Raw genomic sequence first — 14,808 nt, 5'->3', positions numbered from 1 at the left:
CGTTCGCAAGGGACAACCTCATGAGTTCAACCAGTCGCGACCCGCAGGTCGTTGTGGAGGTGCTTTCCGAAGCCCTCCCCTACATTCAGCAGTTTTCAGGCAAAACGGTGGTGGTCAAGTACGGCGGTAATGCCATGACCGAAAGCACCCTGATTGACTCCTTTGCCCGCGACATCGTGTTAATGAAGGAAGTCGGCATCAACCCGGTAGTGGTGCACGGCGGCGGACCGCAAATAGGTGACCTACTCAAAAAGCTCAACATCGAGTCGCGCTTCGTCAACGGCATGCGGGTCACCGACTCGCAAACCATGGACGTGGTTGAGATGGTGCTGGGCGGTTTGGTTAATAAAAGCATCGTCAACCTGATCAACCAGAGCGGCGGCAAGGCGATCGGCCTGACCGGCAAGGACGGCGCGCAAATTCGTGCCCGCCAACTCAAGGTCGAGCACCAAAGCCCTGAAATGACGGCCCCGGAAATTATCGATATCGGCCACGTGGGCGAAGTGGAGTCAATCTCAACCGAGCTGATTGAGATGCTGGCGGCGCGCGACTTTATCCCGGTGATCGCCCCGATTGGCGTCGACGCTGCGGGCCATAGCTACAACATCAATGCTGACCTGGTAGCGGGCAAGATTGCCGAAGCGCTTAACGCTGAAAAGCTGATGCTGCTCACTAACGTTGCCGGCTTAATGAACGCTGAAGGCGAGGTGCTCACCGGCTTAACCACCATACAAGTCGATGCCCTGATCGAAGATGGCACTATTTATGGCGGCATGCTGCCCAAAATTCGCTGCGCGCTGGATGCGGTGAAAGGCGGTGTAAATAGCTCGCACATTATTGATGGCCGTGTCCCCCACGCGGTATTGCTGGAAATTTTCACCAATGCTGGGGTGGGCACCCTAATCACGGACGCGAGCTAACCGCGACGGAGGCACATCATGAGCGAAGATCAAAAACCTCGACGCCGCGAGCAGATACTCCAAGCACTGGCATTAATGCTTGAAGAAGACAGTGGCAAACGCATTACGACCGCCGCTCTCGCTCGTCAGGTAGGTGTTTCAGAAGCAGCGCTCTACCGTCATTTCCCAAGCAAAGCACGCATGTTTGAGGGGCTGATTGATTTTATTGAAGAGAGCATCTTTGAACGCATTACGCGCATTTTAGACGACGTACCCGACGCCACTACCCGCTGCGGCACAATCCTCGCGCTGCTGCTGGGCTTCGCCGAGAAAAATCCTGGGCTAGCCCGGGTGATGGGAGGCGACGTACTCACCGGCGAAACAGCAAGGCTACGCCAGCGGATAAATCAGCTTTTTGAACGCCTGGAGATGCAGCTCAAGCAGATACTGCGCGAAGCCGAACTACGGGAAGGACTGCGTCCCACCATCCCTGCTTCTGCCGCAGCAAACCTGCTTGCAGCCCAGGCCGAGGGGCGCATTTCACAGTATGTGCGTAGCGACTTCAAGCGTCTGCCAACCGAACACTGGGAAGATCAGTGGTCACTACTTTCTGCGCAATTACTGCGCGCTTCGGTGCAGCCTGCTTAGGCAACAATAACGGTTGCAGTGGTGGCGATAAAAAAACCGGCTCCTAACAAAGGAGCCGGTTTTTTAACATCTAACAAAACGAAAGATCATGCGGCAACACTATTTATCAGTGCATAAGCAAGTACGTCGTTAGGCTACCATCGGCTCGCCCATTTTCTGGCGCAGCTTTTTCATCGCATTCTTTTCAAGCTGACGAATACGCTCAGCGCTGACCCCATAGACATCGGCCAGGTCGTGCAGTGTCTCTTTACTATCGGCTAACCAGCGGCGCTGTAGGATATCCCGCGAGCGCTCATCAAGCCCCTCAAGAGCGACCTGCAACCGACGCGTCGAGTCTTCCTCGAAGTTACTATCTTCCAACTGCGTGGCAGGGTCTGATGCTGCGTCATCCAGAAAGTACACCGGCGCCTGATAGGTACTCTCTTCATCATCGCCTGCGGGCGCATCGAAACCGGCATCGTAAGAGGAGAGACGCCCTTCCATATCGCGCACGATCTCAGGCTTGACGTCGAGATCCTTGGCGATGGCGGACACTTCGTCGTTGCTCAGCCACGCCAAGCGCTTCTTCGCGCTACGCAGGTTGAAGAACAACTTACGTTGCGCTTTGGTGGTGGCAATCTTGACGATGCGCCAGTTACGCAGCACAAATTCGTGAATTTCCGCTTTGATCCAATGCACGGCAAAAGAGACCAAACGAACGCCTTGATTAGGATCGAAGCGCTTGACGGCTTTCATTAAGCCGACGTTACCTTCTTGAATTAAATCCGCCTGCGGTAACCCATAGCCAGAATAACTACGCGCAATGTGCACCACAAAGCGCAGATGTGACATCACTAAACGCCGAGCAGCTTCTAGATCACCGTCATCGTAAAGACGATAGGCGAGCTCTCGCTCTTCATCGGCGGTTAAAACCGAAATTCCATTGACTGCGCGGATATAACCGCCCAAATCACCGCCGGGTGAAAGCTGCCCCACCGGTATAAGACTAGTGCTCATGTGCAGGTGGTCTCCCCTGTAACCCATCGTGGTTGACGTAGCACGTTTATTAATAACTCATTACCATGATTCTGTCTTACAAAGACCTTATCGCAAGAATAAGGTTCACGCGCTATTGAATCGGCCTGCTGAATCATTTTGGGCGGATACTTGAGAGATGGCGAGTTACCGCCAACCAAGCACCCAACCAGCCTAGTAGTGTACTGCAAGATAGCAGAATTGTAGAGCCTGTCACGTCGAGTTGAGGTAACGAGAAGCTGGCACCGTAGCTCGCCGCCAGGGCGGCCACCGGCAGTGACAGCCAGTGGTTCCCCACGCCCAGCAACCCGAGCGCTAACAACCCACCACCAATACCGTACCAAGCCCCACTGTATAGGAATGGGCGTCTGACAAAGGCGTGAGTGGCACCAATCAGCATCACCACTTCGATCTCGCGGCGGCGACTTTCCACCGACAGGCGAATAGTGTTACCAACCACCAGCAAAACGCCCAGGCCAAACAGCGCTCCCAGCGCCAGCGCAACGCGCCTTCCCAGTTCAGCCAGGTTTCTCAGCCGCTCCACCCAGGCCAGATCAAGACGCACCTCATCAACCCCGGAAAAGGCTTCAAGCGTAGCAGCTAACTGCTGCATGGCGGCCGGTTCGATGCTTGACGGGTGCACCACGATACTGATGGGCAGCGGGTTGCTCTCCAAACCCGCCAAGGCATTATCCAGCCCCAGCGACTCCTGAAACTCCGCCATGCCCTGTTCAGCGCTGATCAACTGCGTCTCAAGCACGCTCTGCTCAGCGTTGACCGCCTCTTCGATACGCTGCGCCTGGGCATCATCGGTGCTCAATTCCAGATAAACGGTGAGCGTGGCGCTTTCATCAAGCTCGGCATCCAGCAGACGCGCACTGTCCAGGGTCAACCACAGCGCAGCGGGCAGCACCAGGGCAATGGCGATGGCTAACATCGTTAGCAGATTACCCAAGGGATAACGTACCAAGCGCTGAAAACTATCCCACGCCATGCTGCGATGGTGGCGTCCCCAGGCCCGCAGACGGCTGGAAAAGCGCGTTTGTTGGGAACGTGCACCTCGCTGTGAGGGTTTATCGGCCGGTGGTTTAGCAGCAGCTTTACGCGGCGTTTTTAATGCCGCTCCCTGCTGACGCCTTGGCGTCGCGGAGGACTTCATGCTGCCCCCTCGTCGGCCACCAAACGACCATCGCTTAAACGCAGGATGCGGTGGCGCAACCGGGCAATCAGGGCCAAGTCGTGGCTGGCGATCATTACCGTGGTACCAATTCGGTTAAAATCCTCAAATAGCGCCATAATGTCCGCTGAAAGCTGTGGATCCAGATTACCCGTAGGCTCATCGGCAAGCAGTAGCGCAGGCTTGTTGACCACCGCCCGGGCAATGCCGACGCGCTGCTGCTCGCCACCCGACAGCTCTATCGGCAAAGCCTTTTCACGGTGCAGCAGCCCCACTTTATCTAACGCTGCGCGCACGCGACGGGCGGCTTCACGGGGCTCAACCCCCTGGATCTCCAGTGGCAGCGAAACATTGTGGAAAATACTGCGATCAAATAGCAGCTGGTGATCCTGAAAGACCACGCCAATCTGACGCCGATAGAACGGCACCTGGCTGGCATGCAGTTGGGCAATATCATGACCCGCAACGACGACGCGCCCGCGACTAGGTTTCTCAAGACGCATCACTAAGCGTAGTAGCGAGCTTTTACCCGCGCCGGAGTGGCCAGTCAGAAACACCATCTCGCCCCGAGCGACCCGAAAGTTGAGATGCGCCAGGGCTTCGAAACGACCGCCGTAGCGTTTTCCCACATGCTCAAAGGCGATCATGCGTTGGCATCGTCCCCTTGGCGGTCAAACAGCGCGTGGACAAAATCATTAGCCTCGAAGGGGCGCAGATCGTCGATACCCTCCCCTACGCCGATAAAGCGAATGGGTGTTTCCAACTGTTTGGCCAGTGCAAAGATAATGCCACCTTTGGCGGTGCCATCCAGTTTGGTTAGCGTGATCCCGCTAACTGGCACGGCATCATTAAAGGTGCTGGCCTGGGAAATAGCGTTTTGTCCGGTGCCTGCATCCAACACCAGCATCACCTCGTGTGGCGCGGTGTCATCTAGCTTCTGCATCACCCGATGGACTTTTTTCAGCTCTTCCATCAGGTGGCTTTTGTTGTGCAGCCGCCCGGCAGTGTCGGCGATCAGCACATCAACACCTCGCGCAGTGGCAGCCGCTACCGCATCGTAAATCACCGAGGCGCTGTCCGCACCGGTGTGTTGGGCGATCACCGGCACACGGTTGCGTTCACCCCAGACTTTAAGCTGTTCGACAGCGGCGGCACGGAAGGTGTCACCGGCGGCCAACATGACGCTTTTGCCTTCGCGCTGAAAACGCTGGGTAAGTTTGCCAATGGTGGTGGTTTTACCCACGCCGTTAACGCCTACCACTAAAATAACAAACGGCCCCTTGCCCGCCTTCTCCAGCACCAGCGGCTTGGCGACCGGCGCCAGCATGGTGGACAGCTCTTCCTGCAAGCCACGGTAAAGCGCCTCAGGGTTATTTAGCTCTTTACGTGAGACGCGCGCTTCCAGGCGCCCAATAATCTCGGTCGTCGCGTCAATACCGACATCGGCCATTAGCAGCTGCGTTTCCAGATCTTCCAGCAGCTCGTCATCAATCTGTTTTTTGCCTAAAAACAGATCGGCGATGCCGTCGGTTAGATTGGCACGGGTTTTCCCCAGGCCTGATTTGATACGTGCAAACCAGCCTTTCTGTTCGCCTTGCTGTTCACTTTTTTCGGCGACTGGCTTTTCCTGTAAAGCAGGACGTTGCGCCGTTTCACGAACGGGCTCTGGCTCTGGCTCTGGCTCTGGCTCTGGCTCTGGCTCTGGCTCTGGCTCTGGCTCTGGCTCTGGCTCTGGCTCTGGCTCTGGCTCTGGCTCTGGCTCTGGCTCTGGCTCTGGCTCTGGCTCTGGCTCTGGCTCTGGCTCTGGCTCTGGCTCTGGCAAAGTTTCCGGCACGGGCGGAGTCTCTTCAACGGCTTCCGAAGAGGTATCTGGAGCCTCAATGTCCCCCTCATCAGCTCGCTCTTGAGGCTGATCTTTTAGACGCTGCTCTTCCTCTGGCGCCTGCTGCGAGTCTTGGGGCGCCTGCTGCGGGTCTTGCTTATTCTTACGCTTAAAAAAACCAAACATGTGTGTTACTCGATATAAATAGTGAACATTAAGGTTATGCTAACACCCTAACCCGAGACTTTGGATAAGCAGCCCGCTACAATCCGCCTCATGACACGACAACGCTCCTCTCGCTCATCCGCCTCCCGCCGCACGCCTGCTCAGCGAGGTGGCAAGCCGCTTGGTAAATCACTTGGCAAACTGCGCATTATCGGTGGTGAGTTTCGCCGCCGTCAGCTGCCCATATTGGATAGCCCAGGCCTGCGTCCAACACCTGACCGCGTGCGTGAAACGCTGTTCAATTGGCTAGGACAGCAGCTTTATAGTCAGCAGGTGCTCGACCTCTTCGCCGGTACCGGCGCACTCGGTATTGAAGCGGTCTCTCGCGGTGCGGCCTGTGTCGATTTTGTCGAGCGCGACCCACGCGTGGCAGCGCAGCTGTCGACTAATCTGGCCTCTCTGCATATTACCTCAAGCACGGTGCATATTAACGATGTTCAGGCCTACCTGACACGCCCTGCACAGCCCTATTCACTGGTGTTCCTCGACCCACCCTTTCATCAGCAGTTGGCCGAACCGTGCTGTAAGGCGTTGGAGAGTGGCGGCTGGCTGAGTGACGGGGCAATGATTTACCTTGAAACCGAGACATCGCTTGCCCCAGAGGTCCCCGCCAACTGGCAGTTACACCGCGAAACCCAGGCGGGTGAAAGCACCGCACGGCTTTATCAACGTCAACAGCGGTAAACAGCGCTTGCCGCCGCGCGGTGGTGGCGTTACGCTCGCTTCATTCGTCCCTGCAGACAAGCTTTCCGCTTGTTTTTTTGGGTACTTTTTGACTACCTTTTTTTGGGTTCTCGTTTTTACGCTAGGGAGATATACATGAGTTTGGAACTATTTAATCAGCTTGAACAGAAAGTCACCGATACTGTTGACGCGCTGGAAATGATGAAACTGGAAAATGAAGAACTGCGTGGCGAAAACGACAAGCTGAAAGAGGAGCGCGAAGAGTGGGAGCGTCGCCTCAATAGCCTACTCAGCAAATTCGATAGTCTCGACACGGCCAGCGCCTCTTAATCGACGCCACTCGCGACCGACAGAGTCTCACGACCAGCTTAGAGGGTTCGCGACATCAGCAGTGCATCCTCGCGCCCGGCGGTACTTTGTGCCGCCGGGTCGCTTTGGGCCGAATGAGCGGCCTGAGCCGGGTAGTATCCTTTCCGGTACCCGTCTTCGGTAAGCCCCATGCGCTGATAGAGCCGAATAGCGTTTAGATTTCCCACTCGCACTTCCAGCAGCAGACGCTCACTTGACCAGCGCTTAGCCTGCGTTAAAACGGCTTCCATTAATGCAAAGCCCGCCCCACTTCGGCGGCACTCAGGCACAACCCCTATCGTTTGAAGTTCCGCCTCAAACGGCAGTCGCGCCACGATGGCGTAACCCAGCAGCTTTTCATCCTGCCACCAGCCCACTACACAGGTGTCTTGGCTGCCCAGCGCTTCCAGCATTTGCGAGTCGGAGGTACCGCTTTGTGCCTGACCCTCCAGTGCCTTCAATAAGGCTAGATGCTCAACGCTAAGTTCAGTGATCATCAAACTGCTGGCTCAGCGCCGGGTGAACTATCGCGGGTCCACTGCTGGTTTAAGGCCTGCAGCTCTGGCCATAGATCGCGCTTACTGCGGGTGCCGTCGAGAAGTGCAGCAAGCGAGGGGCCCTGCCATACAGGCAGCGAAAGCGTGTGACTTTGGCCTTCGTTCACGTTCATTATACGATCTAGCGGCGCTTGTTCAGCGCCCAGCTCGCCCCACCAGAGCAGCCGGGTTAGCTGCCACTCCTGCCGACTTACTTGGCCTGCAATAAAGGCCGCTAACCCTTCACGCGCTTCATCTAGTGGGTCCTCAACAGCAAAGGCGTTGGTCATTTGCGGCCAGGTAAAGTGCGTTACCTCCGGCAACGCGCTCTGCTGAATGGCCGCTGCTTGAAGTAGATTAGCCAACAACTGCTGCTCAAGCGCACTCATTTCGCCCGCTTGTAGCACTAGCCAGCGGCCATTAAGGCATAGACAGGAGAGGGAGAACTTAAGGGGCTTGGCTGGCGTAGCAAGTGTTGCATCAGCAGTAGGCTCAGCCGTATCGGATTGGGCGCTAACCTGCTTGGTTTGGCTCTGTTTGGCTTGGTCCGATTTTTCTGAGCTGGGCTTATCCTTCAGTAACAACGCGCGTACCGCCGAAGGCGAGGCGATAGCCTCGCCTGACGCCTGAGGCTCAGGCGCGTTCCGCCTTGGCGCAGGGGCATCATCCAACAACGCCTGCAGCCGCTCCCGGGGTGGCGTAGGTGCCGGCGCAACATCGTCCCACTCGCAGGCTTCAGTAGGCAGTGCATTGGGAAGTTGGTAGCGCGAGCCCCAGGCGGTAATGCCCATGGCGTCCAGATAGTGGCGCCGAATAACTTCCTGGTTCACTTTCCGCCGCCACGACAGTTGGGCGAATTCGGACGCTCTCCGCCACGCGCCTGCCACTCGGCGGGCGTATAAAGATGCAGCGCCAGGGCATGCACTGGCCCTGACAGCTCATCGGCCAATAGCGCATAAATCTGCTGGTGGCGCTTCACCGGCATCATACCGTCGAAGGCATCGCTTACCAGCGTCACTTTGAAGTGGGTTTCAGAGTTCGCGGGCACGCTGTGCATGTGGCTTTCGTTTTCAACCTGCAGCACATCGGGCGCGAGTGCCGCTAACTTCTGCTCAATCTGTGTCTGCAGCGTCATGGGGTTCTCCTTGAGATCACAAACCACTTTATTGTACGCGCTTACTGCCCGGCAGACGATGCCCGACGAGCGTGTAATGCACGCCTTGCCAGTGGCATACGTGCAACGCTTGCCAATAGCGCTAGCAGCGTGGTTATCGCCCCCAACCAGAGCGTTACCTGCACTGGCCACCCTAACGCCAGGGCGGCGCCAACCAGAGCAACGCCGAACGACTGGCCCACCGTGCGTGTTGTGCTCATTACCCCCGAAACGTTAGCGCTACGCTCCGGCGGCAGGCTACCCATCATTTCGCGATTATTGGGCGGCTGGAACAGCCCAAAGCCAATGCCGCATAACGCGGTGCGCCATAAACTGCCGGCTACACCGGTCGACTCATCAACTAACGCCAGCGCAATCAGGCCAATGATCAGCAAGCTAAGCCCTGTGCTGGAAAGGATGCTGGGATTGATCCTGTCGGCTAGGCGCCCGGCCACAGGACCAACGAACATGATAGCCAGCGGCCAAGGAGTGAATAGCCAAGCGGTTTCCAGCGGTGAAAACCCCATCTGTTCCTGGTAGAAAAATGACAGGGCAACAAACGTAAGACCCTGGCCAATAAAGGCAAGTCCTGAAGCAGAAACGGCCAGTGTAAAGCGCGGCTCGGCAAATACGCTAAGCGGCAGTAATGGATAAGGCGCACGTCGCTGGCGGGCAATAAAACCGCCACAGGCCAGCACCGTCAGGAGCGCCCAGCCACCGCTTTGCCAAATCGGCGCGGCGTGGCTCACAGCGTCCATGGCAATAAAGAAACTGGCCAGCATAACGACCGAGAGCAGCGCCCCAACTACATCAAAACTGCCTTTGCGCGGCTCTTCACGCGGCAAGGCGCGCTTGGCCAACCAAAGCGAACAGAGACCTAGCGGCACATTTAAAGCAAACAGCCAGGGCCAATCAGCAAAGGACAAGATCACACCGCTCAATGTGGGCCCCGCGGCGTAGCCACCGGCCACCACCAACGCGCTCAAGCCAAGCGCACTGCCCAGCAATCGCGAAGGGAAAATAGCCCGATACAGCGACGGACCAATGGAGAGCGTCGCGGCGGCGCCAAGCCCCTGGAAAGCGCGAAATACCAGCAGCGTTTCCAGGTTACGCGATAGCGCTGCCCCCAGCGCAGCGGCAACAAAGGTCGCCAGCCCGAACAGGTAAAGCCTGCGCCGTGTGATCAGCTCACTGATGCCCGCAAACACGAGTAAAAACGCCGCACAGACCACTTGAAAGAGGTTGGTGATCCATACCGCACGAGATGCCGACACATTTAAATCCGCGGCGATGGTGGGCAGCGCCAGATTGATCATGGTGGTGTCCACCACCGCCATTAAGGTACCGGTTACCAACGCCAGCACGGCCAAGGCACGCTCAGGCCCAGGCAGGCCATCGTCGCCAGGGCGGGTTTCAAACAGTCGCATAGCGAAGTCCTAGGGAAGAGTGTTCCTAAACGAAACGGCTAAAACCATTGTTTTCAGAATGCTTATTTTCAAAACCGCCGCCTTCAAAGCCATTGTTTTCAAAACAATTAACTTGAAAACAAAAAAACCGGCCTAAGCCGGTTTCCTAGTGCGCTAAATGGCTGTATCAAACAGCCGCGCAGGCAGCACTGAGCTTGCCTAAAATATTAGCACGCTAATCCTGCTCACTGTCTAATAACAATGCATCATCGACTTCGGAAATCTCAAGGGCTGTTTCGTCGTCCAAATCAATTGCTAGGTAGCTATGTTCAACGCGCACAAATTTTTGAAACAGTGCCCAATCTATCTTGTCCGGCCACTGGCGCTCATCCTCTTCCCAAGCGCGCAACTCAGTCTCGAGAATTTCCACACAGCGCTCGCGCACAAACGTTTCCAGCGCCTCTGGAGTATCCATCTCTGGAATCAGATAAATGGTACTTTCACGTTCGACGTCGTCCAGGGTCAGGTCGTCGTCTCCCATGGTGGGTTCCAGCGCGTTGATCCAGTCCACAAAGGGCTGGGTCGGCCTGACGCTCAGTGCGGAGCGGTTAAGCAGTTTCATGGGATTCTCCTCGCCGTCGAAACGTTGACCATTATGGGCGCTATAACGCGCCCTTACCAACTTTTCATCCGCTATCGAATGGTTTAAACCACTTCGGGGCGCATCGCCGGGAACAGCAGCACATCACGAATGGAAGGGCTGTCGGTAAACAGCATCACCAGACGATCAATACCGATACCTTCTCCCGCGGTAGGCGGCATGCCGTACTCCAGTGCGCGCACATAGTCCGCATCGTAGTACATCGCCTCCAGGTCGCCAGCGTCTTTTTCCGCTGATTGGGCGCGGAAACGCTCTGCTTGGTCTTCGGCGTCGTTGAGCTCCGAGAACCCGTTGGCGATTTCGCGCCCGCCCACAAAGAACTCAAAGCGGTCGGTGACAAAGGGATTCGCGTCATTACGCCGAGCAAGCGGACTCACTTCAGCCGGGTACTCGGTGATAAAGGTGGGCTGATCCAACTTGTGCTCGGCCACCTCTTCAAAGATTTCCGTCTGCACCTTGCCCAGGCCCCAGCTCTCCTTGACCTTGATGCCGAGTTTCTCAGCAGTGGCCCGCGCCGCTTCCAGCGAATCCAAATCGCTGTCGGCAATGCCGTCACCGTGATCAAGAATCGCCTGACGCAGCGTCAAGCGGGCAAAAGGTTTGCCGAAATCGTAGCTCGCTCCCTGATACTCAATCACCGCGCTGCCGAGCACTTCTTCAGCCGCGGTGCGCAGCATGGCTTCGGTCATATCCAGCAGGTCGCGGTAATCCGCGTACGCCCAGTAGAACTCCACCATGGTGAATTCTGGGTTGTGGCGCGTTGATAACCCTTCGTTGCGGAAGTTGCGGTTAATCTCGAACACTTTTTCAAAGCCGCCCACCACCAGACGCTTGAGGTAAAGCTCTGGCGCAATACGCAGATACATGTCGATATCCAGCGCATTGTGGTGGGTAATGAACGGCCGTGCCGCCGCGCCGCCGGGGATCGGCTGGAGCATCGGCGTCTCTACTTCCATAAAACCGCGCGCTTCAAAAAAACGTCGCATGGAGCTGATCACCGCTGCGCGGGTTTCAAACACCTTGCGCGACTGCGGATTCATGATCAGATCCACATAGCGCTGGCGATAGCGGGCTTCCATATCGGTGAGGCCGTGAAACTTATCCGGCAGCGGACGCAGGCTCTTGGTGAGCAGCTGCGCCTCCTTCATCATCACGTACAGATCGCCCTTGCCAGATTTATGCACCGGCCCGTGGGCAGCAACGATGTCACCGATATCCCAGCTTTTAACGTCTTCCAGTACGTCGGCGGGCAGGCCCTTTTTATCCACGTAGAGCTGGATTTGCCCAGCCACGTCCTGAATGACGATGAAGGGGCCACGTTGACGCATCACACGACCGGCCACCGCAGCGTGGTGATCCAGCGCTTCAAGCTCGGCCTTGTCTTTATCGCCGAAGGCATTTTGCAGCTCAACGGTTAAGCTGTCGCGGCGAAAATCGTTGGGAAACGCACTCTTTCCCTGCTCAGCGGCGCGCTCACGGCGAGCAGTCAGCTTGGCACGGCGCTCGGCGATCAGGTGGTTTTCGTTGTCTGCAGGAGACGCGTCTTGGTTAGCCATGGGGCACCCTGTTCATGTTCAAACGCTAAAAAAAATTACAAACCTTGCTTTAGGCTAGCAACGATAAATTGATCAATATCCCCGTCGAGCACTTTATCGCAATTGCTGGACTGCACGCTGGTGCGCAAATCCTTGATGCGCTGGTCGTCAAGCACGTAAGAACGGATCTGGCTGCCCCAGCCGATATCCGCCTTGGAGTCTTCGGCCTCCTGCTTGGCGGCATTTCGCTTCTGCATCTCGTGCTCCCAGAGCCGCGCCTTTAACTGCTTCATGGCAAAGTCGCGGTTGGCGTGCTGGCTGCGCTGGCCCTGACAGGCCACTACGATGCCGGTCGGTTCGTGGGTGATCCGCACCGCTGAATCGGTAGTGTTAACGTGCTGACCGCCTGCACCACTTGAGCGGTAGGTATCAACACGCAAGTCCGAGGGATTAATTTCCACTTCAAAACTGTCGTCAATTTCCGGTGACAGAAAGACCGAGGCAAAGGAGGTGTGCCGACGACCGCCGGAATCGAACGGACTTTTACGCACTAGCCGGTGCACACCGGTTTCGGTACGTAGCCAACCGAAGGCGTAATCGCCCTGAACATGCACAGTGGCTGACTTAATGCCCGCCACTTCGCCCGCGGAGATTTCGGTGATATCGGCTTTAAAGCCGTGGCTCTCCGCCCAGCGTAGGTACATGCGCAGCAAAATATTGGCCCAATCCTGGGCTTCCGTACCACCGGAACCGGACTGAATTTCCAGATAGGCGTTATTTGGGTCCATTTCGCCGGAAAACATGCGCCGAAACTCAAGCTTCTCCAGCGCGGCTTGCATGCCGTCCAGCTCATGGCGCACCTCATCAACGGTGCCTTCGTCCTCTTCCATCTCGGCAAGCTCTAACAGATCCCGGCTATCGCCCAGGCCCTGCTCAAGGTCATCAATGGTCGCCACAATGGCTTCAAGGGAGGCACGCTCTTTGCCTAATTTCTGCGCGTAGTCTGGATCATTCCAGACATTGGGGTCTTCCAGTTCGCGGGTGACCTCTTCTAGCCGATCTTTCTTCTCGGCATAGTCAAAGATACCCCCTAAGAACGTCTGTCCGCTCAGACAGGTCCTTGATCTGGTTGTGAATCGGGTTGGTTTCCAACATGGGATCGCCCTAGCTTTGTCTGTATCTGGTCGTACAGAGGTGTATCGATCAGAAAAGCGCATAGTGTAACGAAAGCCGACACGCCCCGCATCCAATGGCCTGTCACAAGGCAATAAAAAACCCGGCGTGCGCCGGGTTTCATGGGGGTTTAGCTCTCTAAAGCTTAAAAGCGATAGGTTAACTGCGCACCAAAACCGTGGGCTTCGTTTTTGTAGTCGGCTGAGTAGGACGCGCCGCCTGCACCTTGGAGCAGGTCGTTACGATCCTGTTCAACAAAGGTGCCTCGCTCCGTGAGATAGGAGTACGCCACGTCAATGGTCATATCAGGCGTTGGGCTCCATCCTGCCCCCAGCGAGAAAATACGCCGATCGTCAGAAGGAATACGCACGCTGCGGTCTTCATCATTGGTGGGTGTAAAGTCCAACGTTACCCCAGCACGAAGCGCTAATGTCTTCGTTAACTGATACTCGCCGCCGGAGGCAAACGCCCAGGCGTTTGAATAGTTCTGAACTTCTTGGGTAATCGTATCGCCTTGGCTACCGGTAACCAAAATTTGATCAAATTGGCTCCAGCGAACCCAGGACGCCCCGAACATCAGTTTGAGACGATCGGTCATCTGCTGGGTTACGGAGAAGTTAACCGTCTCCGGGGTGGTTAAATCCAGGTTCGCGGTATCTGAGCGAAGGACATTACCCTGGGGATCGGTAGCGCTAAAATCCCCTTCCAATGTGTAGTCCACTTTTGAACGGTAAGTCAGACCCAAGGTGGTTTCGGGTATCGGGCGATAGATCACGCCTAAGTTGTAGCCCCACGCTTCGTCTTCGCCGTCAACGCGCGAGTCGATATCGGTAGCTGGATTAAACGTAGCTTCAGAGGGTAGCTGGCGACGCAGTTCACCTTCCACTTGGTTATAGGTAATACCCGCACCAACCGACCACTGATCATTAAAGCGATAAGAAACCGTCGGCTGCGCACTGATCACCTTGACTTCGGTATAGTCGCCAAAATAGCGTCCCTGGAAATCATCTTCGTAGTCGGTTTTGGAGCCAAAGGGTGCATATACCCCGAACCCAAACGCTAACTGATCAGTCACTGGCTGCGCATAGAATGCAAAAGGAATGGGAGTACCTGGCACCATATCGCCATCATTCCCCCCAGGAATGCTGCCGATGGGAATCTGATTGCCATTGGGGGCCCCGCCAGCGGCCACACCCGAATCAATAAAGCGGCTAGCTTCGACATTAGAAAGATCAGTATTTACGTTTAGATAGGTTCCCCCAACCGTCACTTGCGCACGATCCAAAAACGACATACCCGCCGGGTTACCGTACACAATGGTTGCATCATGGATGTTAGAGCTTCGCCCGGCATGGCCATAACCCTGCCCACTCACGCTCTGCTCGTTAATTTGATACCCGCCCGCGTGGGCTTGGCTAGCGAAAGCGGCCGTAATGGCAGCAGCCAGGGTGAGCTTATTAAATTTATTATTCATAGTGGGCCTCTCTTCCCGATGATCCAGTGGATACCGACGATCCACCCTCTTTA

At 56.2% G+C, this 14,808-nt stretch carries 16 protein-coding genes; 4 read left to right on the top strand and 12 right to left on the bottom strand.

Features of this window, described 5'->3' with window-relative positions; translation table 11 throughout:
- Nucleotides 1-20: 20 nt before the first annotated feature.
- Nucleotides 21-920 (top strand): acetylglutamate kinase, encoded by a 900-nt coding sequence (gene argB / locus ACXUPB_RS02345; RefSeq protein WP_035564783.1) that lies wholly within the window; start codon nt 21-23, stop codon nt 918-920.
- A gap of 18 nt (nt 921-938) precedes the next feature.
- Nucleotides 939-1,547 carry a nucleoid occlusion factor SlmA gene (slmA, locus tag ACXUPB_RS02340; protein ID WP_035564785.1) on the top strand — a complete coding sequence of 203 codons (609 nt, stop codon included), beginning with the start codon at nt 939-941 and terminating at the stop codon, nt 1,545-1,547.
- A gap of 129 nt (nt 1,548-1,676) precedes the next feature.
- Here slmA and rpoH read toward each other — a convergent pair whose 3' ends face one another.
- The 4 genes from rpoH to ftsY all read right to left on the bottom strand — a co-directional run bounded on the left by rpoH (nt 1,677) and on the right by ftsY (nt 5,746).
- Nucleotides 1,677-2,543: an RNA polymerase sigma factor RpoH gene (rpoH, locus tag ACXUPB_RS02335; RefSeq protein ID WP_035564787.1), complete on the bottom strand. Its 867-nt coding sequence runs from the start codon at nt 2,541-2,543 to the stop codon at nt 1,677-1,679.
- A gap of 133 nt (nt 2,544-2,676) precedes the next feature.
- Nucleotides 2,677-3,720, bottom strand: coding sequence for a permease-like cell division protein FtsX (gene ftsX, locus ACXUPB_RS02330; RefSeq protein ID WP_179915363.1), 1,044 nt, complete (start codon nt 3,718-3,720; stop codon nt 2,677-2,679).
- Entirely contained in the window at nt 3,717-4,385 is a 669-nt protein-coding gene (ftsE, locus tag ACXUPB_RS02325) for a cell division ATP-binding protein FtsE (RefSeq protein WP_035564792.1), read from the bottom strand. The genes ftsX and ftsE overlap by 4 nt, the downstream gene beginning before the upstream one ends.
- Nucleotides 4,382-5,746: a signal recognition particle-docking protein FtsY gene (gene ftsY, locus ACXUPB_RS02320; RefSeq protein ID WP_472955162.1), complete on the bottom strand. Its 1,365-nt coding sequence runs from the start codon at nt 5,744-5,746 to the stop codon at nt 4,382-4,384. Before ftsY ends, ftsE begins: the two co-directional genes overlap by 4 nt.
- A gap of 90 nt (nt 5,747-5,836) precedes the next feature.
- Here ftsY and rsmD point away from each other — a divergent pair, with 90 nt between their 5' ends.
- Complete coding sequence (gene rsmD, locus ACXUPB_RS02315) at nt 5,837-6,469, top strand: 16S rRNA (guanine(966)-N(2))-methyltransferase RsmD (protein ID WP_035564922.1); 633 nt, start codon at nt 5,837-5,839, stop codon at nt 6,467-6,469.
- A 135-nt stretch (nt 6,470-6,604) separates the two neighbouring features.
- The gene (zapB, locus tag ACXUPB_RS02310) at nt 6,605-6,799 is read left to right on the top strand and encodes a cell division protein ZapB (protein ID WP_035564924.1); all 195 of its coding nucleotides are present in this window, start codon (nt 6,605-6,607) and stop codon (nt 6,797-6,799) included.
- A 38-nt stretch (nt 6,800-6,837) separates the two neighbouring features.
- Here zapB and ACXUPB_RS02305 read toward each other — a convergent pair whose 3' ends face one another.
- From ACXUPB_RS02305 to ACXUPB_RS02270, 8 genes are all read right to left on the bottom strand, one after another.
- Nucleotides 6,838-7,314, bottom strand: a complete 477-nt coding sequence (locus tag ACXUPB_RS02305) for a GNAT family N-acetyltransferase (protein ID WP_035564928.1) — start codon at nt 7,312-7,314, stop codon at nt 6,838-6,840.
- Entirely contained in the window at nt 7,314-8,183 is an 870-nt protein-coding gene (locus tag ACXUPB_RS02300; RefSeq protein WP_035564932.1) for a hypothetical protein, read from the bottom strand. Before ACXUPB_RS02300 ends, ACXUPB_RS02305 begins: the two co-directional genes overlap by 1 nt.
- Nucleotides 8,180-8,488, bottom strand: coding sequence for a BolA family protein (locus ACXUPB_RS02295; RefSeq protein WP_035564934.1), 309 nt, complete (start codon nt 8,486-8,488; stop codon nt 8,180-8,182). The genes ACXUPB_RS02300 and ACXUPB_RS02295 overlap by 4 nt, the downstream gene beginning before the upstream one ends.
- Nucleotides 8,489-8,529: 41 nt before the next feature.
- Nucleotides 8,530-9,933, bottom strand: a complete 1,404-nt coding sequence (locus ACXUPB_RS02290) for an MFS transporter (protein ID WP_035564936.1) — start codon at nt 9,931-9,933, stop codon at nt 8,530-8,532.
- A gap of 214 nt (nt 9,934-10,147) precedes the next feature.
- Nucleotides 10,148-10,534 (bottom strand): hypothetical protein, encoded by a 387-nt coding sequence (locus tag ACXUPB_RS02285; protein WP_179915365.1) that lies wholly within the window; start codon nt 10,532-10,534, stop codon nt 10,148-10,150.
- An 83-nt stretch (nt 10,535-10,617) separates the two neighbouring features.
- The gene (lysS, locus tag ACXUPB_RS02280; protein ID WP_035564939.1) at nt 10,618-12,129 is read right to left on the bottom strand and encodes a lysine--tRNA ligase; all 1,512 of its coding nucleotides are present in this window, start codon (nt 12,127-12,129) and stop codon (nt 10,618-10,620) included.
- A 35-nt stretch (nt 12,130-12,164) separates the two neighbouring features.
- Nucleotides 12,165-13,263, bottom strand: a protein-coding gene (gene prfB / locus ACXUPB_RS02275) for a peptide chain release factor 2 (RefSeq protein WP_179915366.1) whose coding sequence is annotated in 2 segments (ribosomal slippage) — nt 12,165-13,187 and nt 13,189-13,263 — 1,098 coding nt in all. Because the reading frame shifts where the segments join, the coding sequence is not laid out codon by codon here.
- Between the two features lie 163 nt (nt 13,264-13,426).
- Complete coding sequence (locus ACXUPB_RS02270; protein WP_179915367.1) at nt 13,427-14,755, bottom strand: OmpP1/FadL family transporter; 1,329 nt, start codon at nt 14,753-14,755, stop codon at nt 13,427-13,429.
- Nucleotides 14,756-14,808 lie beyond the last annotated feature (53 nt).

It is taken from the genome of Vreelandella sp. DA03-1M (assembly GCF_055725665.1).
Note: the sequence above shows the minus strand (reverse complement) of the source record. Positions and strands in the feature narration are given on the sequence as shown.

Bases quoted from the DNA above. Each gene is read 5' to 3' on its own strand.
- argB (WP_035564783.1), top strand. From the start codon at position 21: ATGAGTTCAACCAGTCGCGACCCGCAGGTCGTTGTGGAGGTGCTTTCC.
- slmA (WP_035564785.1), top strand. From the start codon at position 939: ATGAGCGAAGATCAAAAACCTCGACGCCGCGAGCAGATACTCCAAGCA.
- rpoH (WP_035564787.1), bottom strand. From the start codon at position 2,543: ATGAGCACTAGTCTTATACCGGTGGGGCAGCTTTCACCCGGCGGTGAT.
- ftsX (WP_179915363.1), bottom strand. From the start codon at position 3,720: ATGAAGTCCTCCGCGACGCCAAGGCGTCAGCAGGGAGCGGCATTAAAA.
- ftsE (WP_035564792.1), bottom strand. From the start codon at position 4,385: ATGATCGCCTTTGAGCATGTGGGAAAACGCTACGGCGGTCGTTTCGAA.
- ftsY (WP_472955162.1), bottom strand. From the start codon at position 5,746: ATGTTTGGTTTTTTTAAGCGTAAGAATAAGCAAGACCCGCAGCAGGCG.
- rsmD (WP_035564922.1), top strand. From the start codon at position 5,837: ATGACACGACAACGCTCCTCTCGCTCATCCGCCTCCCGCCGCACGCCT.
- zapB (WP_035564924.1), top strand. From the start codon at position 6,605: ATGAGTTTGGAACTATTTAATCAGCTTGAACAGAAAGTCACCGATACT.
- ACXUPB_RS02305 (WP_035564928.1), bottom strand. From the start codon at position 7,314: ATGATCACTGAACTTAGCGTTGAGCATCTAGCCTTATTGAAGGCACTG.
- ACXUPB_RS02295 (WP_035564934.1), bottom strand. From the start codon at position 8,488: ATGACGCTGCAGACACAGATTGAGCAGAAGTTAGCGGCACTCGCGCCC.
- ACXUPB_RS02290 (WP_035564936.1), bottom strand. From the start codon at position 9,933: ATGCGACTGTTTGAAACCCGCCCTGGCGACGATGGCCTGCCTGGGCCT.
- ACXUPB_RS02285 (WP_179915365.1), bottom strand. From the start codon at position 10,534: ATGAAACTGCTTAACCGCTCCGCACTGAGCGTCAGGCCGACCCAGCCC.
- lysS (WP_035564939.1), bottom strand. From the start codon at position 12,129: ATGGCTAACCAAGACGCGTCTCCTGCAGACAACGAAAACCACCTGATC.
- ACXUPB_RS02270 (WP_179915367.1), bottom strand. From the start codon at position 14,755: ATGAATAATAAATTTAATAAGCTCACCCTGGCTGCTGCCATTACGGCC.